General features: G+C 72.4%; 19 protein-coding genes and 2 tRNA genes. 8 read left to right on the top strand and 13 right to left on the bottom strand.

Features of this window, described 5'->3' with window-relative positions:
- Positions 1–2: 2 nt before the first annotated feature.
- Positions 3–671 (bottom strand): TetR/AcrR family transcriptional regulator, encoded by a 669-nt coding sequence (locus AC4IJH_RS27175; protein ID WP_490854495.1) that lies wholly within the window; start codon positions 669–671, stop codon positions 3–5.
- Between the two features lie 201 nt (positions 672–872).
- Between AC4IJH_RS27175 and hisN the strand changes: the two genes are divergently transcribed.
- The 4 genes from hisN (at position 873) to AC4IJH_RS27155 (ending at position 6,244) form a co-directional block, all read left to right on the top strand.
- Entirely contained in the window at positions 873–1,667 is a 795-nt protein-coding gene (hisN, locus tag AC4IJH_RS27170; RefSeq protein WP_490854494.1) for a histidinol-phosphatase, read from the top strand.
- Positions 1,668–1,678: 11 nt separating this feature from the next.
- The gene (locus tag AC4IJH_RS27165) at positions 1,679–4,648 is read left to right on the top strand and encodes an AfsR/SARP family transcriptional regulator (protein WP_490854493.1); all 2,970 of its coding nucleotides are present in this window, start codon (positions 1,679–1,681) and stop codon (positions 4,646–4,648) included.
- 91 nt (positions 4,649–4,739) lie between these two features.
- Positions 4,740–5,618: an alpha/beta fold hydrolase gene (locus AC4IJH_RS27160; RefSeq protein ID WP_490854492.1), complete on the top strand. Its 879-nt coding sequence runs from the start codon at positions 4,740–4,742 to the stop codon at positions 5,616–5,618.
- Positions 5,619–5,842: 224 nt separating this feature from the next.
- Positions 5,843–6,244: a CBS domain-containing protein gene (locus tag AC4IJH_RS27155; protein ID WP_490854515.1), complete on the top strand. Its 402-nt coding sequence runs from the start codon at positions 5,843–5,845 to the stop codon at positions 6,242–6,244.
- A gap of 68 nt (positions 6,245–6,312) precedes the next feature.
- Here the strand turns inward: AC4IJH_RS27155 and AC4IJH_RS27150 are convergent, their stop codons facing one another.
- A complete protein-coding gene (locus AC4IJH_RS27150) occupies positions 6,313–7,794 on the bottom strand; it encodes a catalase (protein WP_490854491.1) in 1,482 nt (493 codons plus the stop codon).
- A 139-nt stretch (positions 7,795–7,933) separates the two neighbouring features.
- On the opposite strand from AC4IJH_RS27150, the gene AC4IJH_RS27145 reads away from it, so the two are divergent.
- Entirely contained in the window at positions 7,934–8,350 is a 417-nt protein-coding gene (locus AC4IJH_RS27145; RefSeq protein WP_490854490.1) for a Fur family transcriptional regulator, read from the top strand.
- A gap of 133 nt (positions 8,351–8,483) precedes the next feature.
- On the opposite strand, the gene AC4IJH_RS27140 is transcribed toward AC4IJH_RS27145, so the two are convergent.
- The 4 genes from AC4IJH_RS27140 to AC4IJH_RS27125 all read right to left on the bottom strand — a co-directional run bounded on the left by AC4IJH_RS27140 (position 8,484) and on the right by AC4IJH_RS27125 (position 13,708).
- Positions 8,484–8,557 (bottom strand) — tRNA-Met (locus AC4IJH_RS27140).
- A 100-nt stretch (positions 8,558–8,657) separates the two neighbouring features.
- Positions 8,658–10,478 carry a tetratricopeptide repeat protein gene (locus AC4IJH_RS27135; protein WP_490854489.1) on the bottom strand — a complete coding sequence of 607 codons (1,821 nt, stop codon included), beginning with the start codon at positions 10,476–10,478 and terminating at the stop codon, positions 8,658–8,660.
- Between the two features lie 205 nt (positions 10,479–10,683).
- Positions 10,684–10,757, bottom strand: a tRNA-Met gene (locus AC4IJH_RS27130).
- A gap of 50 nt (positions 10,758–10,807) precedes the next feature.
- A complete protein-coding gene (locus AC4IJH_RS27125; protein WP_490854514.1) occupies positions 10,808–13,708 on the bottom strand; it encodes a UPF0182 family membrane protein in 2,901 nt (966 codons plus the stop codon).
- Between the two features lie 136 nt (positions 13,709–13,844).
- On the opposite strand from AC4IJH_RS27125, the gene AC4IJH_RS27120 reads away from it, so the two are divergent.
- Positions 13,845–14,399, top strand: a complete 555-nt coding sequence (locus AC4IJH_RS27120; RefSeq protein ID WP_490854488.1) for a PPA1309 family protein — start codon at positions 13,845–13,847, stop codon at positions 14,397–14,399.
- An 18-nt stretch (positions 14,400–14,417) separates the two neighbouring features.
- On the opposite strand, the gene AC4IJH_RS27115 is transcribed toward AC4IJH_RS27120, so the two are convergent.
- The 4 genes from AC4IJH_RS27115 to AC4IJH_RS27100 all read right to left on the bottom strand — a co-directional run bounded on the left by AC4IJH_RS27115 (position 14,418) and on the right by AC4IJH_RS27100 (position 17,833).
- Positions 14,418–15,518 (bottom strand): YlbL family protein, encoded by a 1,101-nt coding sequence (locus AC4IJH_RS27115; RefSeq protein ID WP_490854487.1) that lies wholly within the window; start codon positions 15,516–15,518, stop codon positions 14,418–14,420.
- Between the two features lie 112 nt (positions 15,519–15,630).
- Positions 15,631–15,801, bottom strand: coding sequence for a hypothetical protein (locus AC4IJH_RS27110; protein ID WP_490854486.1), 171 nt, complete (start codon positions 15,799–15,801; stop codon positions 15,631–15,633).
- 261 nt (positions 15,802–16,062) lie between these two features.
- Positions 16,063–16,533 carry a molybdenum cofactor biosynthesis protein MoaE gene (locus AC4IJH_RS27105; RefSeq protein WP_490854485.1) on the bottom strand — a complete coding sequence of 157 codons (471 nt, stop codon included), beginning with the start codon at positions 16,531–16,533 and terminating at the stop codon, positions 16,063–16,065.
- Between the two features lie 121 nt (positions 16,534–16,654).
- Positions 16,655–17,833: an SDR family oxidoreductase gene (locus AC4IJH_RS27100; protein WP_490854484.1), complete on the bottom strand. Its 1,179-nt coding sequence runs from the start codon at positions 17,831–17,833 to the stop codon at positions 16,655–16,657.
- 192 nt (positions 17,834–18,025) lie between these two features.
- Between AC4IJH_RS27100 and AC4IJH_RS27095 the strand changes: the two genes are divergently transcribed.
- The gene (locus AC4IJH_RS27095; RefSeq protein ID WP_490854483.1) at positions 18,026–19,501 is read left to right on the top strand and encodes a zinc-dependent metalloprotease; all 1,476 of its coding nucleotides are present in this window, start codon (positions 18,026–18,028) and stop codon (positions 19,499–19,501) included.
- On the top strand, positions 19,498–20,028 hold the full coding sequence (locus AC4IJH_RS27090) for an NUDIX hydrolase (protein ID WP_490854482.1): 531 nt from the start codon (positions 19,498–19,500) through the stop codon (positions 20,026–20,028). Before AC4IJH_RS27095 ends, AC4IJH_RS27090 begins: the two co-directional genes overlap by 4 nt.
- 86 nt (positions 20,029–20,114) lie before the next feature.
- Here the strand turns inward: AC4IJH_RS27090 and AC4IJH_RS27085 are convergent, their stop codons facing one another.
- The 3 genes from AC4IJH_RS27085 to AC4IJH_RS27075 are packed head-to-tail and all read right to left on the bottom strand — an operon-like array spanning position 20,115 to position 23,366.
- Positions 20,115–20,873, bottom strand: a complete 759-nt coding sequence (locus tag AC4IJH_RS27085) for an AIM24 family protein (RefSeq protein WP_490854481.1) — start codon at positions 20,871–20,873, stop codon at positions 20,115–20,117.
- Between the two features lie 16 nt (positions 20,874–20,889).
- Entirely contained in the window at positions 20,890–21,570 is a 681-nt protein-coding gene (locus AC4IJH_RS27080) for an AIM24 family protein (RefSeq protein ID WP_490854513.1), read from the bottom strand.
- Between the two features lie 23 nt (positions 21,571–21,593).
- Complete coding sequence (locus AC4IJH_RS27075) at positions 21,594–23,366, bottom strand: TerD family protein (protein WP_490854480.1); 1,773 nt, start codon at positions 23,364–23,366, stop codon at positions 21,594–21,596.
- Positions 23,367–23,528: the final 162 nt, after the last annotated feature.

Raw genomic sequence — 23,528 nt, 5'->3', positions numbered from 1 at the left:
CCTCACTCGCCTGCCCCCGCGTTGCGCGGGAGGCGGGCGAAGGCGTCGTGGACCAGGCGGGTCACCTCCTCGGGCGCCGCGGGCGCCACCACGCAGGACAGGGTCAGACGGGCGGCGGCGGTGCAGACGGTGCACAGCTCGGGCAGTTCCTCCTTGGGCCACTCCGCCTCCAGCGCGGCCACCGCCCGGTCGCAGAACCGGCCCACCAGATCGGCGGGTCCCAGCAGCGGCGCCTCGGCGAACCGCGCGCCCGGCGGGCCCATTCCCGGGCGCTGCGCGGGCACCCCCGGCTCCCGTGCCACCTCCGCCGGCGCCGGCAGCCGCTCGCTCCAGCAGCCGGTCAGCGCGGCCCGTACCAGCGGGTTGGCGCGGGCCGCCCGCAGCGTCCAGGAGGCCGCCGCCGCGACCCGGGCCTCCGCCCTGGCCTGGACGGCTTCCCCGTCCGCTGGCGCCGCCTCCTGAAGGGCCCGCTCCACCCCCGCGAGATAGCCGTCGGTCTCCCGGCGCACCAGGGCGCGGGCCAGCCCCTCCTTGCTGCCGAACTCGTTGTAGAGAGTCTGCCGGGACACCCCGGCGGCGGCAGCGACATCGACCATTCGGACGCCCGCCCACGGCCGGGCCTCCAGTGCCGCATAGGCTGCGTCCAGCAAGGATTCACGCGCTGTAGGCATCGTCGCCTCCCAGGCCGCACGGCCCATATGGCCGGTGTGCGCACAGAATTGACTCACCGCCAGGGGCTGTCAAGGGGCCCTACGGCTGCCGTCGGGCCCCTTGCCCGCCCGCTGCCCGCGGCAGAACGGCCCCGCCGCGCCGCACCGTGCCCTCGACGGCTTGTCACCGGGCCGCGCCCCAACCCCCGATAGTGTTCGCACATGCCCGACTATCACGATGATCTGCGTCTGGCCCACGTCCTGGCCGACGCCGCCGACGCAGCGACCATGGAGCGGTTCAAGGCGCTGGACCTCAAGGTCGAGACCAAACCGGACATGACGCCGGTGAGCGAGGCCGACAAGGCGGCGGAGGAGCTGATCCGTGGCCATCTGCAGCGCGCCCGGCCCCGGGACGCGGTGCTGGGCGAGGAGTTCGGCAGCCAGGGGGCCGGGCCGCGCCGCTGGATCATCGACCCGATCGACGGCACGAAGAACTACGTCCGCGGGGTGCCGGTGTGGGCCACGCTGATCGCGCTGATGGAGCGCGGCGAGGGCGGCGACCGGCCGGTGGTCGGCGTGGTCTCGGCGCCGGCGCTGAACCGCCGGTGGTGGGCGGCCGAGGGCCTGGGCGCGTACACCGGGCGCAGTCTCACCTCGGCCTCGCGGCTGCAGGTGTCCAAGGTGGGGCGTATCCAGGACGCGTCGTTCGCGTACTCCTCGCTCGGCGGCTGGGAGGAGCTCGGCAGGTTCGGCGGCTTCATGGACCTGTCCCGGGACTGCTGGCGCACCCGCGCCTACGGGGACTTCTGGCCGTACATGATGGTCGCCGAGGGGTCGGTGGACATCTGCGCCGAGCCGGAGCTGTCGCTGTGGGACATGGCGGCGTGCGCCGTGGTCGTGCAGGAGGCCGGCGGCCGCTTCACCGGTCTGGACGGGGTGCCGGGCCCGCACAGCGGTAACGCCGCGGCCTCCAACGGCCTGCTCCACGAGGAGCTGCTCAACTACCTCCGCGGCTGACGCCCTCCCCCGTGTCCGCCGGAGAACTGCGCTTCCACCTGCTGGGGCCGGTGCGCGCGGAGCGCGGGGGCCGGCCGCTGGCGCTCGGGCCGCCGCAGCAGCGCGCGGCGCTGGCCGTCCTGCTGCTGCGCGGCGGCCGGGCGGTCTCCACCGGCGAGCTCGTCGACGCGCTGTGGGGCCAGGAGCCGCCGCCGCGGGCGGTCGGCGCGCTGCGTACGTACATCTCGCGGCTGCGCGCCGTACTGGAGCCGGAGCGGGCGGCCCGGACCCCGGGAAAGCTCCTGCTGTCGGCGGGTGACGGGTACGCGCTGCGCGCACCGGAGGGCGCCGTGGACAGCGCCCGCTTCGAGGCGGCGCTGGCGCAGGCGGCGTCGGCCCGCGAGCAGGGCGCCTTCTCGCGTGCGTACGGGCTGCTGCGGGACGGGCTCGCCCTGTGGGAGGGCGCCGCACTGGCCGGGCTGCCGGGGCCGTACGCCGAGCGGGAGCGCGACCGGCTCGGCGAGCTGCGCCTGAGCGCGCGGGAGGAGCTGTACGGCTGCGCCCTCGAACTGGGGCTGCACGCCGACGCCGTGGCCGCACTGCGGGCGCTGGCCGCCGAACACCCGCTGCGGGAGCGTCCGCGGGCCCTGCTGATGCTCGCCCTGCACCGGTCCGGGCGGCAGGCCGAAGCCCTCGCCGTCTACGACGACACCCGCCGCCTGCTGGCCGAGGAGCTGGGCGTGGATCCGGGATCCGGGCTGCGGCGGCTGCACGCGCGCGTCCTGAGCGGCGACACCGGCCTGTCCGCCGCGCCGCACACCGAGCGCCCCGCCCCCGCCCCTCCCGCCCAACTCCCGCCCGACACCGCGGACTTCACCGGCCGCGAGGAGCTGTCCGGGCGCCTGGCCGGCTGGCTCACCGACGGCACCGGCGCCTTGGCCGTGGCCCAGCTCACCGGGCTCGGCGGCGCGGGAAAGACCGCGCTGGCCGTGCATGTCGCGCACGCCGTGCGCGACGCCTTCGCCGACGGGCAGCTGTATGCCGATCTGCGCGGCGCCGACCCGGCCCCGGCCGCGCCCGGCGGCGTTCTGGCGCACTTCCTGCGCTCGCTGGGCCAGGACGACGGCACGCTGCCCCAGGGCACCGAGGAGCGGGCCGCGCGCTACCGCTCCGCGCTGGCCGGGCGCCGCGTCCTGGTCCTCCTGGACAACGCCCACGACGCGGCCCAGCTGCGCCCGCTACTGCCGGGCGCCCCGGGCTGCGCCGTGCTGGTCACCTGCCGCTCGCGCGCCCTGACGCTGCCGGGGGCGCGCGTGCTGGACGTGGGGGTGCTCCAGGAGGCGGAGGCGGTGGCGCTGCTCGCCGCCGTCGCGGGCCAGGACCGGGTGGCGCGGGAGCCGGCGGCCGCGCGCGAACTGGCCGCCGCCTGCGGGCACTTGCCGCTCGCGGTCCGTGTTGTCGCGGCCCGCCTGGCGGCCCGCCCCGCCCGTTCGCTGGCGTCCCTGGCCGCCCGGCTGCGCGACGAGCGGGGCCGGCTCGCCGAGCTGCACATCGGCGACCTGGCCGTGGAGCCCGCCTTCCGGCTCGGCTACCGCGCGCTGCCCGCCGGCCTCGCCCGCGCCTTCCGCCTGCTCGCGCTCCCCGACTCCCCCGTCCTGGACGCCGACGCCGCCCGCGCGGTGCTGGACACCGGCCCCGCCGCGGCCGAACAGGCCCTGGAAGACCTGGTGGACGCGGGCCTCCTGGACACCTACGGGCCGGACCGCTACCGCTTCCACGACCTGGTCCGCCTCTTCGCCCGGCAGCGCGGCGAGGAGAGCGATACGGCCACGGACCGCGACGCCGTCCTGCTCCGCCTCCTGGACCACCAGCTGTCCCGCGCCGTCTCGGCCCTGAACCTCCTCGAACCCGAGGACGCCGCCGTACACGGACCCGCGAGCGGCCCCGTCCCGTTCCCGGACGAGGCCGCCGCCCGCGCCTGGGCGCCCGCCGCGCACCCGTCACTGCTCGCCTCCGTCGGCCAGGTCCTCGCGTGCGTACCGGAGCACGGGCTGCGCCCTGCGGTGGACCTGCTGGCGGCGTGGGCGCAGCTGACCCTGGGCACGGCGCTCCACCAGGACCTGGACCCGCTGCTGCGGCGGGCCCTGGAGGCGGCCCGCGGCGGGGGCGACGACGTGGCCGCCGCCCGCGCCCTGCGGCTGCTGGCCGCGCCCCACTACGGCTCGGACACCTTCGAGCGGGCACAGGGCGTCCTGCGCCAGAGCCTGCACCTCGCCGAGTCCGCCGGGGACGCGGTCACCCGCACCCTGGCGCGCCAGGAGCTGGGGGTGGTGCTGCTGGCGATGGGCCGCCCCGGCGAGGCGCTGCCGCTGCTGACGGCGTCCTGCGAGGGGTTCGCGGAGCTGGGCGCGGCGGGCCGCGCCGTGCGGGCGCTGTCCCACACCGCCCGCGCGCACATCGCCCTGGCGCACCCGGGGCCCGGCGGTACGGCGGATGAGCGGGCGGCCCGCGCACAGCACACGGCCTGCGCCCTGGAGGCCACCGCCGGCGCCGTGCACCGGGCCCGCGCCCTGGGCCGCGCCGAGACGCTCGCCCACGTCCTGTACCAGGCGGGCTGTACGCAGCTGCGGGCCCAGCTGCCCGATGCGGCCGCGCCGAGCCTGCGTGAGGCGCTGGCCCTGTTCGAGCGGGCGGACAGCGGCCCGCGCTGGCCGGCCCTGGCCTGGGCGCGGCTCGCGCACTGCCGGGTGGCCCAGGGCCGCCATCGTGACGCCGTGGACTGCGCCGACCGCTCGCTGGCGGCCGAGAGCGAGCTGGGCGACGCCTTCTGCCGGGGGCTGGCCCAGTACGCGCGCGGGCACGCGCTGCTGCGGCTGGGCGAGACGGCCTCCGGGCGGGACTGGCTGCTGGAGGCGCTGGCCGTACTGGAGGGCAGGGGCGCGCGGGAGGAGGCGGCCGAGGTGACCGCCCTGCTGGCGGCCGGGGCAGCGAACGCGCGCTGACATCCGGCGTTGAGCTGACATCCGGTGTTGATCGGCCGCTGATCGGTCCGTCGCACGGTGGTGCTCGTTCGTGAACGAGCAAGGAGATCGTGTGACCCCGCAGATTGCCGGATTCGACTACCGGCGTGTGACCGTCGCCCCCGACGTGGAGCTGAATGTGGCCGTGGGCGGCAGCGGCCGCCCCGTCGTACTGCTGCACGGCTTTCCGCAGACCCATCTGATGTGGCGGCACATCGCGGCGGATCTCGCCGCCGATCACACCGTGATCTGCCCCGATCTGCGCGGTTACGGCGCGAGCGACAAGCCGGCGGACCTCGACGGCTCGGCGTACGCCAAGCGCACCATGGCCGCCGATGTCGTCGCGCTGGCCCGGGCGCTGGGGCACGACCGGTTCGCGCTGGCGGGCCACGACCGGGGCGCGCTGGTGGCCTTCCGCACCGCTTTGGACCACCCGCAGGCCGTCACGCATCTCGCGCCGCTGGACGCGCCGCCGACCCTGGACATGTGGGAGGCGCTGCACGGCACCTCGGCCGCCGTGGGCTTCCACCTCTACCTGATGGCGCAGCCGCCCGGCCTGCCCGAGCAGCTGATCGCCGCCTGCCCCGAGGTGTTCTTCGGGCACTTCCTGGACGTCTGGTGCAAGGACGCCGGCGCCATGCCCCCACCGGTGCGCGCCGCCTACCTCCAGGCCTCGCGCGCGGCGGTGACCTCGATCGTCGCGGACTTCCGCGCCTCCTCGGGCATCGATGTGGAGCACGACGCGGCGGACCGGGCTGCGGGGCGCCGGCTGCGGATGCCGGTGAGCGTGCTCCAGCAGGACTTCGGCGCGCGGCTCGGGTACGACGCCGCCGCGATCTGGCGGGCCTGGGCGCCGGACCTGCGGCACACCACGGTCGGCTGCGGCCACTTCATGGCCGAGGAGGACCCGGCACTGGTCATCACGACACTGCGGGAGCTGCTGGCCCGCTAGGGACTTTGACGACAGGCCCTAGGAGCGCACCCCGGGGCACGGACTGGAAACGGGCGCGCGGGGGCGCGGTGAAGAGGAACCGCCCTTCCCGCGCCCCTTGTCGCTTTCCCGGCGGCATGTGAACATGAGAATCCCCCCCGCTTGTGAACTTGTGAATTCTTTCGCAAAGGGATTCCCAAGTCCGCACGGCGCATTCGCCAAGGAGGTGGCTCCACTCCATGCCCATGTACGTCCGCGACGCCATGAGCACGGTGGTCCTCACCATCGGGCCCGCCCATACGCTCCGACAGGCAGCACAACTGATGTCGGCACGCCGGGTGGGCGCCGCCGTCGTCCTCGACCCCGACACCAGTGGGCTCGGCATTCTCACCGAGCGCGACATCCTCAACTCCCTGGGCGCGGGCGAAAACCCCGACCAGGAGACCGCTCAGGCACACACCACCACCGACATCGTCTTCGCGGCCCCCGGCTGGACGCTCGACGAGGCCTCGGCGGCGATGGTGCACGGCGGCTTCCGCCACTTGATCGTGCTCGACAGTGTGGAGCCGATCGGGATCGTGTCGGTCCGCGACATCATCCGGTGCCGCTCGACCGTCCGTGAGCGGGTGAGTCCGGTCCCTGCCTGACGACCCGTACGCGAAGAGGCCGGAGCCCCTTGGCGTCCGGCCTCTTCGGTCTTTCGGTAAACGGTGGGTCAGCCGCGCAGGGCCTGGACCGCGGCCTCCAGCCGCTTGCCGAAGTCCGCGTCCGCACTGCGGAAGTTGGCGATCGCGCGCTGCGCGATGTCGTCGCGGGAGACCCCGGCGATGCTGCCCGCCAGGTTGTTGATCAGACGCTCCCGCTCGCCCTCCGACATCAGGCGGTAGAGGTCGCCCGCCTGGACGAAGTCGTTGTCCTCGGGGTGCGAGGGCGCCTCGTGGGTGCCGGTCGCGCCGGTCACCGCGGAGGAGACCCACAGCGGACGGCCGGTCTGGACCGGGCCGCCGAAGCTGTTCGGCTCGTAGTTCTTCGCGCCGCCGTGGCGGCCGTCGTACATCACGCCGTCCCGGCCGTGGCTGCGCGCCTCGGCGGCGCGCGGGCGGTTCACCGGCAGGTGGTCGGCGTTGATGCCGACGCGGTAGCGGTGCGCGTCGCCGTAGGCGAACAGGCGGCCCTGGAGCATCTTGTCGGGCGAGGGGCCGATGCCCGGCACGAAGTGGTGCGGGGAGAAGACCGACTGCTCGACCTCGGCGAAGATGTTCTGCGGGTTGCGGTTCAGCTCCAGCTTGCCGATCTCGATCGGCGGGTAGTCCTCGTGCGGCCAGACCTTGGTCAGGTCGAACGGGTTGAAGCGGTAGGTGGCCGCCTCGTCCGCCGGCATGATCTGCACCTGCACGGTCCAGGTCGGGAACTCGCCGCGCTCGATGGCCTCGCGCAGGTCGCGCTGGTGGCTGTCGGGGTCCTTGCCCGCCAGGACCTCGGCCTCCTCGGCGGTGAGGTTCTTGATCCCCTGGTCGGTCTTGAAGTGGTACTTGACCCAGAAGACCTCGCCCGCCTCGTTGTTCCACTGGAAGGTGTGCGAACCGTAGCCGTTCATGTGGCGGTAGGACGCCGGTATGCCGCGGTCGCCGAACAGCCAGGTCACCTGGTGGGTGGCCTCGGGCGACAGACCCCAGAAGTCCCAGACGTTGTCCGCCTCCTGCGAGCCGGTGTACGGGTCGCGCTTCTGGGTGTGGATGAAGTCGGGGAACTTGATGGCGTCCTTGATGAAGAACACCGGGGTGTTGTTGCCGACGAGGTCGTAGTTGCCCTCTTCGGTGTAGAACTTCAGCGCGAAGCCGCGGGGGTCGCGCACCGCGTCCGGCGCGCCGAGGTTGCCGGCGACGGTGGAGAACCGCAGGAAGGTCTCGGTCTGCTTGCCGACCTCGGAGAGGAACTTGGCGCGGGTGTACTTCGTGACGTCGGCGGTCACCGTGAAGGTGCCGTACGCACCGGCGCCGCGGGCGTGCACGATGCGCTCCGGGATGCGCTCACGGTTGAAGTGCGCGAGCTTCTCGATCAGGAGCTGGTCCTGGATGAGGCCGGGGCCGCCGATGCCGGCCGTCTCGCTGTTCTGGTTGTCCGCGACCGGAGCCCCGGCCTCCGTGGTCAGCGGTCCGGTGGTGCTCTCTACCGACACGTGCGCCTCCTGAGTCATCTACCTGCCCTTGGCTTGCGCCGCTTCCGATCCTACATTGGACATTGTCTAAGTCAAGAAGAACCCGAAACTCGTACCGGATCCGGTGATGGACGAGTCGCTGCTACCCTGGCCCTTATCTGACTGATAGGTGATTGGCATGAGTGACCTGCTGGAACGGCTCCGGGGACGCGGCTGGCGGCTGACCGCACAGCGTCGCGTCGTCGCCGAGGTCCTCGACGGGGACCACGTCCACTACACCGCTGACGAAGTGCACGCCCGGGCGGCCGAACGCCTCCCGGAGATCTCGCGCGCCACCGTCTACAACACCCTCGGCGAGCTGGTCTCGCTGGGCGAGGTGATGGAGGTCAGCACGGACGGCCGCGCCAAGCGCTACGACCCCAACGCCCACCACGACCACCAGCACCTGGTGTGCTCGCGGTGCGGCACGATCCGCGATGTGCACGTCGAGGGCGACCCGCTGGCCGCCCTGCCCGTGCCGGAGCGCTTCGGCTTCCAGGTCTCCGAGGTCACGGTGACCTACCGCGGCATCTGCCCGAACTGCTCCTCCGCCTGACCCCGCGCGCACGGCCCTGAGCCCGCACCCCCAGGGCCGCGGGCTTCTCGGCCTGCCCCCCTCCATGCCGGCCGCACGGGCCCGCAGCACGACGAAGGCCCGGATCCTGAAGGATCCGGGCCTTGTCTTTGAGTAGCGGGGACAGGATTTGAACCTGCGACCTCTGGGTTATGAGCCCAGCGAGCTACCGAGCTGCTCCACCCCGCGCTGTTGTGTCTTTACTCTAGCCCCAGGCCGACGACCAGCGCAAATCCCGTGCACACGGGCCCCGTGAGCCCCCCGGGGCCCGTACGCCCCCGGGGGGGGCTCACGCGGTCAGCTCCTCCTGGAGCGCGGCGCGCAGCCGGGCCGCGCGTTCGGCGACCTCCGGCGGGCCCAGCTCCCCGGCCCGCGCGCACCACTGCTGCCCCTCGGCCAGCGCCCCGCGCCGGGCGGCGAGCAGGGCCAGGCGCAGCGCGGCCCTGCCGTGCCCGGCCTCCGCGGCGCGCGTCCACCACAGGGCGGCCTCCGGCAGGCTCCCCTCGCGGGCCAGCAGCAGCCCGAGGTTGAAAGCCCCGTTGCGGCTGCCGGCCTCGGCCGCGGCCCGGTACCAGCGCGCGGCCTCGACGACCTCACCCCGGGCCGCCGCGAACATGCCAACTCTGACCTGGGCGCGGCGGTGCCCCTGGCGCGCGGCCCGCTCGTACCACTGCACGCACTCGTCGTCCTCGTGGGCGCCGCCCTCGGCCCTGCGGTCCAGTAGGTCGGCGAGCCGGAAGGCCGCCTCGGCGCTGCCGCCGCCCGCCGCGCTGCGCAAATTGCGCTCGGCGTCGGCCAGTTCACCGTCGCGCTGCTGGGCGATGGCGACCTGGAGGGCGGCTTCGGTGTGCCCGGCGGCGGCCGCCCGCTCGTACCACTGGCGGGCCATCCGCTCCTCGCCGCGCCCGGCGTACAGGATGCCGAGGTTGAACGCCGCGTCCACGCTGCCCGCCTCGGCGGCCTTGGAGAACCACGGCTCGGCGCCGGCCGAGTCGCCGCGCTGGAGCAGCAGGACGGCCAGCGCGTTGGCGGCCTCGCGGTGCCCGGCGTAGGCGGCCCTGCGGTACCACTGCTCGCCGCGTCCGGCCCGGCCCTGCTCGGTGCACAGCAGGCCGATGTTGTACGCGCCGTTGATGTCGCCGGCGTCCAGGGCGGCGCGGTACCAGCGCTCGGCGCTCTGCAGCTCGCCGCGGTCGGCGTGCAGCGCGCCCAGCGCGTTGGCGGCGTTGCCGTCGCCGTCCTGGGCCGCGCGCCGCCACCACTCCGCCGCGCTCTCCTCCTGGCCCGCGTCCCGCAGCAGGAAGCCCAGCGCGCAGGCGGCCCGCGCCTCGCCGTCCTTGGCCGCGCACAGGTACCAGCGGGCCGCTTCCTGGGTGTCGCCGCGCTCCTCCAGGAGCGTGCCCAGGTGCAGCGCGGCGCGGCGGTGTCCGCGGGCGGCCGCCTGGCGGTACCACTGCTCGGCCTCCTCCTGCACCGCGGGCTCGCCGCCGCCCTGGGCCCGCCCCGCGGCCGCGCGGTCGTCCAGCACCCGGGCCAGGCGGTAGGCGGCCTCGCGGTGCCCGCGCTCGGCGGCGGCCCTGAACCAGCGCTCGGCGCCCACGTCGCCGCGGTGCTCCAGGAGGTCGGCGAGGGCGTACGCGCCCAGGCAGTGCCCGCACTCGGCGGACTGGCGCAGCCAGTACTCGGCGGCGGGCTCGTCCCCGCGCTCGCGGTAGTGCCGTCCCAGCGCGTGGGCGGCCGCGGCGGAGCCGGCGACGGCGGCGATCCGCCACCAGCTGGCGGCCTCGTCCGCGTACCCGCGCTGGTGGAGCAGGACGCCGAGGTTGTTGGCGGCGGCGCGGTCCCCGGCGGCGGTGGCCGAGCGCAGATACGCCTCGGCGCCGTCCAGGTCACCGCGGCGCAGGAGCAGCGAGCCGAGCACGCTCATGGCGGCAGGGTCGCCCGCTTCGGCGGCCCGGCGGTGGCCGGTCTCGATCACGGCGTCGGACGTGTCGGCGGCCTCCACGGCCTCCATCTCGTCCACCGGCAGCTCGGATTCGCGCCCGTCGGCGGGCGCACGCACAAACCGGCCTGTCTCCAACAACCTTGCCTTGTCCCCCATAAGGGCCATCGTCGCACCACCTGCAACCCGCGTACACCTGGTATACCGCAGCCTGTGAGGTCACTTCAGCGTTTTGTCGACTTCCCGACACAGAGACAACCCAAACGCCTCCGCAGCGACACTCCTACCCCGTAGCGGCCGACCATCACGGAGCACACAGGATGCACACATGATGAAGGCCCGGATCCTTGAGGATCCGGGCCTTCATCTTCAGTAGCGGGGACAGGATTTGAACCTGCGACCTCTGGGTTATGAGCCCAGCGAGCTACCGAGCTGCTCCACCCCGCGCCGTTGTGTATCCACAGTACCACGGTACGAAGGTGGGCCGTCATCGGCCGCTAGCCGCCGGTGTTGCCACCGCCCTTCTCCTTCGCCTTCTTCTCCGCCTCCACGGCGCGCTCCAGCGCTTGCTTCAGCTTCTTCTGCGCCTCGCCGTAGCCGGCCCAGTCGCCCGCCTGGCGCGCCTTCTCGCCGTCCTCGTACGCCTTCTGGGCGTCCTTGACGGCCTGCTCGACGGACTGGTCGGCGGGCGGCTGCTGCCCGGTGTCGCCGCCCGGCGGCGGCTCCTTGGGCCCGCTGTCCGGCGCCTTCTTGCCGAAGACGACGTCCAGTGCGTCGGTGAGGGTGTTGCCGAGGACCGGGTCGCCGTCGCCGTAGCTGACCAGCACCTTCTTCAGGCGCGGGTAGTTCACGCCCGCGCCGCGCAGGTAGACCGGCTCGACGTAGAGCAGCCCGCCGTCCAGGGGGACGGTGAGGAGGTTGCCGTACTCGATCTCGGAGTCGCCGCGCTTGAGGATGTTGAGCTCATTGGCGATCTTGGCGTCGGAGTTGAACTTCGACTGGACCTGTTTGGGCCCCAGCGGAGCGTTCTCCGACGGCATCCGCAGGATTCTGATCTTGCCGTACTCGCCGCTCTTGGCGTTGGCGTCAACGGCCATGAAGGCGCTGAGGTTGTCGCGTTTGTTGGGCGTGAAGGTGGTGGTCAGGGAGAACGCCTGGTTCTTCTGGTCCGGCAGCTTCATGCTCAGGTAGTACGGCGGCACCGCGTCGCCCGACTTGGCCGTCGGGTCGTTGGGGATCTGCCAGCGCTCACTGCCCGTGTAGAAGGTGTTCGGGTCGGTGACGTGGTAGGTCGTCAGCAGCTGGCGCTGGACCTTGAAGAGGTCCTGCGGGTAGCGCAGGTGGTCCATCAGGTCCGAGCTTATGGCGCTCTTCTTCTCGACCGTGCCGGGGAAGGACTTCATCCAGGTCTTCAGGACCGGGTCCTTCTCGTCCCACTGGTAGAGCTTGACCGTGCCGTCGTAGGCGTCCACCGTCGCCTTGACGGAGTTGCGGATGTAGTTGACCTGGTTCTGCTGGGCCACCACCGCCCGCTGTCCGTCGGTCAGCGAGTCGGCCGTGGTGTCGCCGAGCGTGGTGCGCGAGGCGTACGGGTAGCCGTTGCTGGTGGTGTAGGCGTCCACGATCCACTGGATGCGCTTGCCGACGACCGCCGGGTAGGCGTCGCCGTCGATGGTCAGCCAGGGGGCGACCGCCTCGACGCGCTCCTTGGGCGTGCGGTTGTAGAGGATCTTCGAGCCGTTGCCGATCGCTCCGGAGTAGAGGATCTGCGGTTCCCCGAAGGCCACGGCGTAGGCGGCCCGGTTGATGGGGTTGGACAGGCTCACACCGCTGTTGCCCTTGTAGCTGTAGGGCTTCTCGCCGCTGTTGTCGGAGTAGTCCAGCTCCTGCTGCGGCCCGCCCACGATCGAGTACTGGGTGGTCTTCTCGCCGTAGTAGACCCGCTGCTCGTACGGGCCGAACTGGCCCTCGGAGGGGAGCTTCTTCTCGGTGTAGGACGGGTCGCCGTTCTCGTCGGCGGTGGTGCCCTTGGCCGCTACGGCGCCGTAGCCGTGGGTGTACTTGAAGTGGTCGTTGATCCAGTTGCGCTCGGGAATACCCGCGATGTTCAGCTCGCGCAGACCGATGACGGTGTCCTGCTCGTTGCCGTCCTTGTCCTTGTACCGGTCCACGTCCAGGGTGGAGGGGAACTGGTAGTAGCCGCGCATCTGCTGCTGTTGCTGGAAGGTCGGCGAGACCACGTTCGGGTCCAGCAGCCGGATGCTGGCGGTGGAGTCCACGCTGTTGCGCAGCTTCTCACTGGCGGCCTTGTCGGCGGGCTTGTAGTCGCCCTTGTAGCCCTCGGGCTTCACATCGGAGATGCCGTACGCGTCGCGCGTGGCCTTGATGTTCTGCTGTATGTACGGGGCTTCCTTGGCCTGCTCGTTGGGCTGGACCTGGAACTTCTGCACGATGGCCGGGTACAGGCCGCCGATGAGGATGGCGGAGAGCACCATCAGGCCGAAGCCGATGACCGGCAGCTGCCAGGTGCGGCGCCACAGCGTCGCGAAGAACAGCACCGCGCAGATCGCCGCGATGAAGAACAGGATCGTCTTCGCCGGGAGATAGGCGTTGGCGTCGACGTAGCGCAGGCCCGTCCAGCCGTCGGCGGACTTCAGGCCGCTGGACTTGACCGCCAGGCCGTACCGGTCGAGCCAGTACGCGATGGCCTTGAGCGCCACGAAGATGCCCAGCAGCACCGAGAGGTGGCCGGTGGCGGCGCCGGTGGCGCGCGAGCCGGGGCTGGTCAGCCGCAGCCCGCCGTACAGGTAGTGCGTGAGCGCCGCGGCGATCAGGCACAGCACCGCGCAGGCGAAGCCGAAGCTGAGCAGGAAGCGGTACCAGGGCAGGTCGAAGGCGTAGAAGCCGACGTCCATGCCGAACTGCGGGTCCTTCTGGCCGAAGGGGACGCCGTTGACCCACTGCAGCCACGTACGCCACTGTCCGGAAGAAGAGGCGCCGGCGATCAGCCCGACCACCGCGGTGACCGCGATCAGCACCCACTTCTTGTAGGGCGCGATGCCCATCCGGTACCGGTCCAGGCTCTGCTGCTCCAGCGACATCGCGCTCAGCGGCGGACGCAGCCGGTGGGCCAGCCAGATATTGAATCCGACGGCCGCGGCCATCAGCAGGCCGAAGAAGAGAAACAGGCCGATCTTGGTCCACAGGGTGGTGGTGAAGACCGAGGAGTACTTGACCGAGCGATACCAGAGCCAGTCGGTCCAGAACCCGGCAAACATGACAAAGAGCATGGCCAGGACGGCCAGTACGCCCAGTGTCATGAGCAGGGTCCGGATCCGCCGGGACGGTCGGCCGACTCTGATCCGTGGCCCTGTCGGGCCTCCGCCGCGGTCCGGCATCTGGAAAGCCAAGGTGCGCACCTCGAAGTTCGCTGTCGTGTATTGCAGGCCCGGCGATAGTAGGACCCACCCTTGCAACTTACTAAGGCTTTACTCGGTTCCCGATTTCCGGGGTCCACAGGGCACGATATTGAGCATGACCAACCTCCCCGTTGACGGCACCCCGCTCGCCGCCAGCCCGCTGACCCGCGCCGTGCTCGAAATCGACGAGTACGCGGCCGGGCTCGGCTGGGACCAGCCCGCCCGCCTGTTCGCCCTCGTCGACTCCGCCAAACTGCGCACGCAGGAACCCTCGCTCGCCGCCCAGCTGGGCATCGACGAGGACGCCACCGCCTCCCTGACCCCCGTCGAGCAGGACGAGATCCCCGCCGGGACCCCGCTGGACGAGTTCCTGGGCACCATCGCCTGGCCGGACGCGGTGGCCGGCTGCGCGATGACCGTGGAGCGGATGATGCTGCCGCCGTCCGCCGAGGACTCCGTGCCGCAGGGCATGAGCGAGAAGCAGCTGGCGAAGTGGGTGGCCCAGCACCCCGACCGCCAGGAGGTGCGCATGACGGTGGCCGTGCTGCGCGACGGCGCCCGCGAGTCGGCGCTGCGCCTGCGCGAGAAGGACTCCACCGCCGAGGTCCTCACCGGCTCCGACCTCGTCCCCGGCCTGGCCGAGGCCCTGGCGGCGACCTTCGAGGCGTAGCCCCGGGCCCGTACCGGACTACGGCTTGCCTGTCGTGCCGCAGCTCGGCAGGCCGGCCGTGTCCCCCTTGCGGATCTTCTCCAGGGACGCGCGCGCGTCCTGGATGGTGTCGACCTTCACGAGCCTGAGGCCCTCCGGGATGTCCTTGGCGGCGGTGGCGCAGTTGTCCTTGGGGGTGAGGAAGTACTCCGCCCCCTTGGCCCGCGCGCCGACCGTCTTCATGGAGATGCCGCCGATCGGGCCGACCTTGCCCTTCTCGTCGATCGTGCCCGTACCGGCGACGAACTTTCCGCCGGTCATGTCCTCGGGCGTGAGCTTGTCGATGATGCCCAGGGCGAACATCAGCCCGGCGCTGGGGCCGCCCACATCGGCGAGCTTGATGTCGATGGGGAACGGGAAGATGTGGTCCACGCTGGGCCGGATACCGACCACGGTGCGCCCGCTCTTGTCGTCCTTGGCGGTCGTGATCGCGACCTGCCGCTCGCCGCCCTCGGGGGTGCGGCCCTTCTTCTCCGCCGCGGCCGCCTCCTTGGCGGGGATGATGGTGAAGACCGTCTTCTCGCCGGGCTTGTGCCGGGTGACCAGGCCCGCGACGTCGGTGACGTTCTTGATGCGGGTGCCGTCGACGGCCTTGATCACATCGCCGGCGTGCAGCTTGCCGTCGGCCGGCTTGTCCTTGGTGACCGACCCGACCACGATCTGCGACGTCACCGGGATGTCCAGCTCCTTGAGCGCCGCGACCTTGGCGCTCTCCTGGGACTGGCTGAACTCCTCGGCGTTCTCCTGGTCGGCCTGCTCACGGGTCTGGCCCTCGGGGTAGAGGGTCTTGTGGGGCACCACGGCGTTGTCGCGGGTGAGCCAGCCGTAGACCGCCTCGAAGAGGTTCATGGAGTACTCGGGGCCGGTGACGCGGACCGTGGTCATGTTCAGATGGCCGGTGGTCGGATACGTCTTGTGCCCGGAGATCTGCAGCACCGGCTCGCCGTCGTGGTCGCCGAGGGTGTTGACCGTGGGGCCCGGGGACATCTCGGAGTACGGCACGGGGATGAGCACCCCGGCGCAGAGCAGCGCGATCAGCATCAGGGTCGAAGCGAGCAGCGTCGCGGTGCGGCGTGGCATGGAACGACAGTACGGGACGGGTGTGACAAGCGGCCTTCGGGGCCGTCCGTACGGGGCCCGGGCCGTTGCGGTTGCGTACGGCCGCCGGTGCCGGGCAATCCGGGGCAGTGGGTCAGGCCGCGTCGGAACCGGAGTGCGACTTCTCCATCGCCTCGCGGAAGCGGGCGTAGCCGGCGAGTTCGGCGACATCACCGGTCTTGCGGTTGCGCGAGGCCCAGCTGCTCCACACCGCGGTCCCGATGGCGGCCAGAACCGGAATGCACAACCAGAGAAGCGCACCCATAGCGGCCTCCCGACCCCTTGTACCACCGCAAGCGACGAATAAGCAGATTAACCATCCGACAGGTCAACGCTCACGCCAGGGGGCGGGTTACGCAACCGGAACGTACCGCTCAGGGATTCACCCCTGTTCAGCAGCCTCCCACCCGACCGCCACGCCCAGTTGGCGGCCCACCCGCCCGTCGCCCGACCACCGCGCCCGGATGACGGCGCTACGCGCCGACCCACCCGCCCGTCGCCCGACCTCCACCCCCAGATGACGGCGCTACGCGCCGACCCATTCCTCTGTGCCGTCCGAGAATGTCTGGTGCTTCCAGATCGGCACCGTGTGCTTGAGGTCGTCGATCAGGCGGCGGCAGGCCTCGAAGGCCTCGGCGCGGTGCGGGCAGGAGACGGCGACGACGACCGCGAGGTCACCGATGTCCAGGTCGCCGACGCGGTGCACGGCGGCCAGTGCCCGTACGGGGAAGTCGGCGGCCACCTTCTCGGCGACGCGGCGCAGTTCGGCCTCGGCGGTGGGATGTGCGGAGTAGCCGAGCGCGTCGACGTCGGCGCCGCCGTCGTGGGAGCGGACCGTGCCGACGAACAGGGCGGTGCCGCCGGCCGCCGCGTCCCCGACGGCCGTGAAGACCTCGTCCACCGACAGCGGGGTGTCGCGGATGGCGAGGAGGCGGACCGGGTCCTGGGCGGCCCGCTCGCCGGGGTGGTCGCCGCGGGGCTCGTTCGTGCCAGACATGGGCCCCATCGTGCCGTACCGGGGGCGCGATGGGGAATGGCGGTTCCACCCGGCGTGCGCGGTCCCGTATGGAGACTCGTACAGGCCGGGTGGACAGCCCCGTGGAGCGGGCCGGGCAGGGCTAGATGCGGCGGCGGGCCTTGCGGGCGCGGCGGACCAGGGCGGCGGTGCCCAGCAGGGCGACGGTGGCGCCCGCGGCTCCGGCGGCGGTCGCGGCGTCCTTGCGGCCCAGGCGGCGGCCCGCGACGGTGTGGCGGCCCGCGACCTCCTCCATCAGCTCGGCCAGGACCTCCTCGTTGGTCCACTGCGGCCGCCAGCCCGCCTCGTGCAGGCGGCTTCCGCTGACCACCCAGGGGTGCATGGTGTACGCCAGGTCCCCGGCGGGAGAGGGGGTCAGGCCGATGCGGTGCAGGCGGGCGGCGGCGCCCAGCGCCACCGAGGAGGGCAGTTCCATGCGGCGGATGCCGGTCAGGTCCTCGACCTCCTCCTGTTCCAGCCAGCCGTCGCAGCCCACCGCCAACTCGCCCTCGACCTTCTCCAGCGCCGCGTACTCAAGGGCGCTGACCAGGTCCTGGACGTGGCAGAACTGCCAGGTGGGGCGGGAGCCCGCGACCACCAGGAGGCGGGGGGACTCGAAGTAGCGGGTCAGGGCGGTGTCGGTGCCGCCGACCAGGACGGCGGGACGCAGCACCGTGACGTTCAGGCCGGGGTGGGCGCGGGGCGCGCGGTGCGCCAGGCGCTCGATCTCCAGGAGGTCGCCGACTCCGGTGGCGTCCGCGGTGGCGCGCAGTTCGGCGTCCTCCGAGAGCGGCACGTCGTTGTCGGGCAGCGCTCCGTAGACCATGGCGGAGGTGCACAGCACGACCCGGTGGACGCCGGCGGCCGCGGCCGCGGTCAGCACGGTCTGGGTGCCGCGCACGTTGTAGGCGGTGCGGGCCGCGGCGTCGGTCTCCAGGTCCAGGTCGAGGGCGAGGTGGACCACGACGTCGGCGCCGCGCAGCTTGTCGGCGATGGCCGGGTCCCGCACGTCCAGGACGTGCCACTGGGCGCCGTCGCTCTCGCCGCGCCGCTCGTCGATGGCCACCACCTGCCTGACCTCGTCGGACTCGACGAGGGCGGCGGTCAGCAGGGCGCCGATGCCGCAGGCGGCGCCGGTCACCGCGACGACGGGGCGGCGCAGGGGCACGCCTGGTGTCTCCTCTGCCCTTTCTGTCCGGGCTCCGGTCCGGTTCTCGGTCCTGGCCTCGGTCTTGTCGGCGGCGTTTCGCGCTGCGCGAACGGACGGATCTGGGGAACTCACCGGGCGTCTCCAGCGGTTGTCTTCAGTACGCACGCGTGCTGACGCGTACGTACCAGGTGGCGTCCATCCTGCCGCAGGCACCGGGACGGCGGAGCACCGAGCCCCTATGCGGCCCGGGTGTCTACGCTGGAGGGGAATGTCGGGCAGTCGCCGCCGGTGCCGAGCCGGTGGCCCTACGAGCCGAGGAAACCCGTGAGTGACACCCCGTTTGGATTCGGCCTTCCGCCGGAGGAGCCGGAGGACGGCGACAACGGCAAGAAGAAGGGCGGCCAGGGAGGTAGCCAGGACCCCGCGAACCCGTTCGGGTTCGGCGGCGGGAGCGGTGGCGCGGACAATCCGTTCGCGGCGCTCTTCGGCGGCATGGGCGGCCCCGGCGGCGAGATGAACCCTGGCGACCTGGGCGCCGCGTTCCAAAAGCTCGGCCAGATGCTCTCCTACGAGGGCGGGCCGGTGAACTGGGACATGGCCAAGGACATCGCGCGCCAGACCGTCGCGCAGGGCACCGAGAACGGTTCCAAGGACGCCAGCGTCACGCCCGGTGAGCGGGCGGCCGTCGAGGAGGCCGTGCGGCTGGCGGATTTGTGGCTGGACGGTGTGACCTCCCTGCCCTCGGGTTCGGGCACGGTCGTGGCCTGGAGCCGCGCCGAGTGGGTCGAGGAGACCCTGCCGGTGTGGAAGGACCTGGTGGACCCGGTCGCCGAGCGCGTCGGCGCGGCCATGGGCGGTGTGCTCCCCGAGGAGATGCAGGCCATGGCGGGCCCGCTGCTGGGGATGATGCGCTCCATGGGCGGCGCGATGTTCGGTACGCAGATCGGGCAGGCGCTGGGCGTGCTGGCCGGTGAGGTCGTGGGCTCCACCGACATCGGGCTGCCGCTGGGCCCGTCCGGCAAGGCGGCGCTGCTGCCGGGCAACATCAAGAACTTCGGCGCGGGCCTCGGTGTCCCCGAGGACGAGGTGCGGCTGTATCTGGCGCTGCGCGAGGCCGCCCACCAGCGGCTGTTCGCGCACGTACCGTGGCTGCGCTCGCACCTGTTCGGCGCGGTGGAGGGCTACGCCCGCGGCATCAAGGTCGACACCGCCAAGCTGGAGGACCTGGTCGGCCAGCTGGACCCGCAGAACCCCGAGCAGCTCCAGGACGCCCTGCAGCAGGGCATGTTCCAGCCGGAGGACACCGCCGAGCAGAAGGCGGCGCTGGCCCGGCTGGAGACGGCGCTGGCGCTGGTGGAGGGCTGGGTGGACGCGGTGGTGCACGCCGCGGCCGCGCCGCATCTGCCCTCCGCCGACGCGCTGCGCGAGACGCTGCGCCGCCGCCGGGCCTCCGGTGGCCCGGCCGAGCAGACCTTCGCCACGCTCATCGGTCTGGAGCTGCGTCCGCGGCGCCTGCGGGACGCCTCGCGGCTGTGGGCCTCGCTGACCGACGCGCGGGGCCTGGAGGGCCGTGACGGGCTGTGGGAGCACCCGGACATGCTGCCCACCGCGCAGGACCTGGACGACCCGGACGGCTTTGTCCACCACGAGCAGCTGGACTTCTCCGAGCTGGACAAGATGCTCGGCGAGGCGGCGGGCGGCGCGAAGCCTCAGGCCGGTGGCACGCCGGATCTGTCCAAGGCGGACGAGCCGGCGAAGGACGAGCCGAAGAAGGACGACAAGGGCGACGGGGAGAAGTGAGCCTTCACCACGACGCGGCGCGGGTCCTCAAGGAGTGGCCCGCGCCGACATCCGGGCAGGACGCCCTGCGCCAGGCCTACCTGGACCATCTGGCCGCGCATCCCGACGGCATGTGGAAGCCCTGCAAGGACGGCCACATCACGGCGAGCGCGCTGGTGATCGACCCGGCGCGCGGGCGCGTACTGCTCACGCTGCACAGGAAGTTGCAGATGTGGCTCCAGATGGGCGGGCACTGCGAGCCGGCGGACGCCACGCTCGCGGACGCGGCGCTGCGCGAGGCGCGTGAGGAGTCGGGGATCGCGCGCGGCCTGACGCTGCTCCCCGGCGGCCCGGTGCGTCTGGACCGCCATCTGACGCCCTGCGCCTGGCATTTGGACGTGCAGTACGCGGCGCTGGCGCCGGAAGGGGCCACGGAGGTGATCAGCGAGGAGTCGCTGGACCTGAAGTGGTTCGGCTACGACGAGGTCGCGGACGTGGCCGACGAGTCGGTCGTGCGGCTGGTGGAGCGGACGCTGACGCTGATGTAGGCGGGCTCTGGGGCCGCGGTCCATGGAGACGTTCGAAGGCGCGGGTACGGCTTTGCGTACCCGCGCCTTCTCCTGTGCGGTGTGCGTCAGTTGGTGAAGATGTTGCCCTGGTTGGCGCCGCGGGCGCCGTGCTGGCCCATGCCGAACTGCGCGGCGGCCCCCTGCCCGATCTCGGCGTGCTGCGGCGGCAGCAGTTCGCTGGGCTGGACGATGGCGTAGCCCTGCCCCAGGAAGCTCAGCTCCCAGCCCTCGCCCGTGCCGCCGCGCCGCCGCCACACTCCCGAGGAGTGCGTCTGCGCCTGCATCTGTACGCGCAGGGACGCGGACCAGGCGACGACCGCGTCGGCGTCGGCGTTGGCGTATTTGTCGGGGGTGACCTGGAGCATCAGCGGGCGGCCCGAGGTCATCAGCACGACCTTGCCCCGCCCGGAGATGTTGAGCTGGTACTTGCCGGTGCCGGAGATCCCGTACTGGCTGTCCACGGAGATGACCTCCCAGTGGAGCGTGGAGTCCAGCGCGAGGACGTAGCTGCTGTCGACGGTCAGGCCGTCGTGGTCGACGTCGACGATGTGGACGTACTGGGCGAGGTTGGCCAGATAGACCGTGCCCTGGCCCGAGACGCGCATCAGGTCCAGGCCCTCGCCGGAGACGGCCTGGGCGTGCTGCTGCCCCGGCGTCTGGTAGTTGCCGTCGAACTCCAGCAGCCCCTGGTAGGCGACCATCGTGCCCTTACGGGCGAGCAGGTCCTCGTGCCCCTGGAGGGCGACCCGCAGCAGCTGGGGGTTCTGGAGGGCGTAGCGGTCCTGGGTCTGTGCCTCGGTGTGGGCGAAAAGCGGGCTCTGCATGGTGACTTCTTCCCCCTCAGCCCCGGGCCCGGAGCCGGTCGGTGCTGTCCTCGCTGGGCTGTACGACGACGAAACCCTGGCCGGAGAAGCCGAGTTGGTAGGCCTCGCCGCTGCCGCGGCCGATCATCGAGGACGCCTTGAAGCTGCGCTTGCCCTTCATCTTCAGGTTGGTCGACCAGGCGACCAGCGCGTCCGGGTCGACGTAGGTCTCGTCCTCGCCGCGGCCGCAGTCGACGACGATCGGGGTGCCGCGGGAGGTGAGCGCGACCCAGCCGGTGCCGGAGATCCCGACGTTGAACAGGCCCTGGCCGGCGAACTTCGCCATGCCCTTGACGCGCTGCACGCCCCACTGGAGGTGGGCGTCGAAGGCCAGGAGGTTGGTGCCGTTGACGGACAGGGAGTCGCCGTCGAGGTTGATGCAGACGACGTCGGCGCCGTAGTCGGCGAGGTAGAGCAGGCCGTCGCCGCTGCACTTCATCAGGGGCGCGCCCTCGCCGGTCAGCCACTGGGAGGCCATCTGGCGCACGGCGGGCGGGTTCGGCTCGTACTGGACGAAGCCTTCGTAGGCGACCATCGATCCCGTACGGGCGAAGACGTCCTGACCGCTCTGCATGGCGATCTTGACCATCGCCTCGCCGTGGTTCTCCATACGGGCGGTGGACGGGGCCGGGGCGTAGCCCGGGTGCTGTTGGTGCATGGGGTGCATGAGTTCGGGCTCCCTCAGACCTCGTAGGGCTGGACGACGATGAAATTGCCGGGCGCGCCGCGGAACTGGAGGTTCACGGTCTCGCCGGAGTGGCCGGGGTAGGCGTTGCGGCGCAGGCTGACCTGGCTGGAGATGATCACCTGAGAGCCCGCGGACCAGGCGACGATGGCGTTGGCGTCGGCGAAGGTGGTCGGGGTGACCGGGAGGACCACGGGGGTGCCCTGGGTCTTGACCACGATCGTGCCCGTGCCCTGGAACTGCATGGTGAACAGGGCGCCGCCGGGGATGCCGTGGCCCTCGATGCGGCGGACCTCGTGCTGCAGCGACTCGTCGAAGGCCAGGACGGACTCGGCCGCGACGCAGATCGCCTCGCCCTGGAGCTCGATGGGGTGGACATGGGCGCTGTTCTCGGCGAAGAAGACCTGGCCCTGGCCGCTGCAGCGCATCAGCTGCATCTCCTGGCCGGTGGCGTTGCCGACGATACGGCCGCGGAATCCGGCGCCCTTGTAGCTGAAGTCGACCTTGCCCTGGTAGAGCACCATGCTGCCCTGGCGGGCGAGCACCGGCTGCCCGTCGATGCCGAGGTCGGCGCGGATCAGCTTGGCGTTCTGCGGTGTCCAGCGCGCCCCGGTGGGGGCCTCGCGGTACTTCTCCAGCACCACCGCCAGGCCCGGTCCGCCGGCCGGCGCGGGGGCGTACTCCTGCCCCTGGGCAGGGGCGTACCCCTGGCCCTGGGCGGGGAACTGTCCGCCGGGGTGCGGGGGTTGGCCGTAGGGGGCGGGCCGGCCGGGGAAGGGGCCCGGCTGGGCGGGCGGGGTCTGGGGCGCGCCGTAGGGGGCCGGGGGCTGCTGGCCGTACGGGGCGGGGGCCTGCGGGGGTGCCTGCGGAGCGGGCTGGCCCTGAGGAGCCCCATAGGGGGCGGGCTGCTGCTGGCCGGGGGCGGGCTGGCCGAACTGCGGCTGCTGGCCCGGGAATTGGCCCTGGCCGCCGTGCTGGGGCGGCTGGGCCGGGGGCGGGACGGGGCCGGCCGGGGGCGCCAGAGGGGCGGCCAGGGTGGGAGCGCTGTGCTGCGGCTGGGGCTGTGGCTGCGGTGCCGGGGGCGGGCTCTGGGGCTGGGGCTGGGGCGCGCCTTGGGGCGGGCCGAAGTCGGGCGCGGGCTGGGGCGTGGCGGGCGCGGCCGGGGCGGCGAAGCCCGGGGCGGGCCCGGAGGGCGGGGCGAAGCCCGGGGCCTCGGCGGGCGGCGCGGCGGCGGGCTCCTCCTCGGCGACCTCGCCGCCGAAGTTGCGCAGCAGCGCTTCCAGGCCGCCGTCGAAGCCCTGGCCCACGGCGGCGAACCGCCAGACGTCCTTGAGGTAGAAGTCGCCGAGCATCACGGCTCGTTCGGTGGAGAACTCGCTGCCGTCGAAGGCGTAGCGGGCGACCTCCTCGCCGCCCGCGACGATCCGGATGTAGCCGGGGCCGATCTGCGACATCTGGCCCGCGCCGTCGATGGCCGCGGTGAAGGACAGCTTCCGGATGTGCTGCGGAATGCGGTCGAGGGTGACCCTGAAGGACTCGGTGTCACCGGCCTGCGCACCGAGCAGCTGGAGGGACTCCTCGGGCGAGGCGGGCTGGTTGAAGAAGACGAAGTACCGGTCGTCGGACAGCCGCTCGTCGCCGTCGAGCCCGAAGCAGCCGATGTCGATGGTCAGGCCGGAGCCGGCGATCCGTACGCCTACGTACAGATCCGTCCCCGCCGTCAGGTCACTGATCCTGGCCTTGTGGCCGCGCTGGAATTCCCTGGCCATACGTAACGACCGTCCCCCGTTCCGCTCCGTGTACGTCTGTGCTGTGCCGGGCCGGACGTGGCGCAGGGTGCGTACGTCGCCCGGTGATGCGTTGAGTGCGTTGCGCGTCAGGCTAACCGCTGGCGACGACAGCGGGCGATCCCGGGGCGGGGACGGTACGGG

The sequence above is a fragment of the Streptomyces sp. UF-297 genome, from assembly GCF_058245575.1.
Note: the sequence above shows the minus strand (reverse complement) of the source record. Positions and strands in the feature narration are given on the sequence as shown.

Bases quoted from the DNA above. Each gene is read 5' to 3' on its own strand.
- AC4IJH_RS27175 (WP_490854495.1), bottom strand. From the start codon at position 671: ATGCCTACAGCGCGTGAATCCTTGCTGGACGCAGCCTATGCGGCACTG.
- hisN (WP_490854494.1), top strand. From the start codon at position 873: ATGCCCGACTATCACGATGATCTGCGTCTGGCCCACGTCCTGGCCGAC.
- AC4IJH_RS27155 (WP_490854515.1), top strand. From the start codon at position 5,843: ATGTACGTCCGCGACGCCATGAGCACGGTGGTCCTCACCATCGGGCCC.
- AC4IJH_RS27150 (WP_490854491.1), bottom strand. From the start codon at position 7,794: ATGACTCAGGAGGCGCACGTGTCGGTAGAGAGCACCACCGGACCGCTG.
- AC4IJH_RS27145 (WP_490854490.1), top strand. From the start codon at position 7,934: ATGAGTGACCTGCTGGAACGGCTCCGGGGACGCGGCTGGCGGCTGACC.
- AC4IJH_RS27135 (WP_490854489.1), bottom strand. From the start codon at position 10,478: ATGGCCCTTATGGGGGACAAGGCAAGGTTGTTGGAGACAGGCCGGTTT.
- AC4IJH_RS27125 (WP_490854514.1), bottom strand. From the start codon at position 13,708: ATGCCGGACCGCGGCGGAGGCCCGACAGGGCCACGGATCAGAGTCGGC.
- AC4IJH_RS27120 (WP_490854488.1), top strand. From the start codon at position 13,845: ATGACCAACCTCCCCGTTGACGGCACCCCGCTCGCCGCCAGCCCGCTG.
- AC4IJH_RS27115 (WP_490854487.1), bottom strand. From the start codon at position 15,518: ATGCCACGCCGCACCGCGACGCTGCTCGCTTCGACCCTGATGCTGATC.
- AC4IJH_RS27110 (WP_490854486.1), bottom strand. From the start codon at position 15,801: ATGGGTGCGCTTCTCTGGTTGTGCATTCCGGTTCTGGCCGCCATCGGG.
- AC4IJH_RS27105 (WP_490854485.1), bottom strand. From the start codon at position 16,533: ATGTCTGGCACGAACGAGCCCCGCGGCGACCACCCCGGCGAGCGGGCC.
- AC4IJH_RS27085 (WP_490854481.1), bottom strand. From the start codon at position 20,873: ATGCAGAGCCCGCTTTTCGCCCACACCGAGGCACAGACCCAGGACCGC.
- AC4IJH_RS27080 (WP_490854513.1), bottom strand. From the start codon at position 21,570: ATGCACCAACAGCACCCGGGCTACGCCCCGGCCCCGTCCACCGCCCGT.
- AC4IJH_RS27075 (WP_490854480.1), bottom strand. From the start codon at position 23,366: ATGGCCAGGGAATTCCAGCGCGGCCACAAGGCCAGGATCAGTGACCTG.